This is a genomic window from Lacinutrix salivirga (genome assembly GCF_053604675.1).
In genome coordinates this window covers 1-1,019 of record NZ_JBSHNP010000016.1, presented here as the reverse complement: position 1 = coordinate 1,019, position 1,019 = coordinate 1, and the positions used below count along the sequence as shown (strand labels likewise).

The following is a 1,019-nucleotide window of genomic DNA, read 5'->3' as shown; positions in this document are numbered from 1 at the left end:
TATGCCGAAAAGTCTCTAAAAAGCTATGCCGAAAAGTCTCTACAAAGCAAAAAGTATAGTAGCACGTTTTTTTTAACAAAAAGGGAAAAACCAACTAATTATTAAACGACTTTAAAAGAAAGGGATTGTTTTGCACAACGTTTATGTATAAGAATAGTTGCGGGTTTGTATGCGAGGATTTTCCGAAGGAAAATCAGACGTTACAAACACGCAACGACCTTTGATTATGCACTAAACCGTAATTATTTTTATACGGTGTTGTAGCCAGTTTTTAATTTAATCATTTGGTAGCTTTCCTTTTTTCCATTCTGTGAAAGTTACATGACTATTCCATTCGATTTCACAGTTTTCATAATTAAAAGACCATTCAATCCAGTAATTTTCTTTTTCGGCATCATACATTCCGTCCAATTGGATTTGTTTTGATTCTTCATTAATTTCTGTATTAGCTATTTCTTGCCATGAATCCACAAAATTAATCGGTTCAGTCAGAGGTTTCCATTTTGCTCCGTCAAAGTAACCTTTGAATTTTTCATTTGAAATTCCTTTAATGGTCAATTTAGTTTTACCTAATATTAGTCCATCTTCAATTCCGCCTTCATTGTAATCCTCCAGTTTCGCCCAATCAAAAGTCAGTTCAATATCATTTCCTATCCGCTTCACATTTTCAAAATGAGAGTCATGTAAAGAAAGTCGTTTGATATTTGTACTAATTTTCAATAGTTTCGTTTTTTTTTAAATTCTGACTAACGTTTTTTTAATGTTCTGAAAATCAGCTGTTAATAATTTTGTTTTTCAGTTGTATTTTCTTGTTTATCAACTAATTAAACGTTAGCTTAAAGTGATTATTTGTTTTTTCCACAAAGGGAGGAATTGGCTACAACGGTTACGTTTATACAAAGTTGCGTTTTTTGTATGCGAGGAATTTCCGTAGGAAATTCAGAAGCAAGCAAAAAGGGAAGCAACTTAATTTAAGTCTAAAAATAGCAATTTTTTATAAGCATTGTTGTGCAAAGCAA

The 1,019-nt window shown here is 31.6% G+C and carries 1 protein-coding gene; it reads right to left on the bottom strand.

From position 1 onward, the window contains the following. Positions 1 to 276: 276 nt before the first annotated feature. On the bottom strand, positions 277 to 720 hold the full coding sequence (locus ACVC5O_RS00085; protein WP_452219428.1) for a hypothetical protein: 444 nt from the start codon (positions 718 to 720) through the stop codon (positions 277 to 279). Between the last annotated feature and the right edge of the window lie 299 nt (positions 721 to 1,019).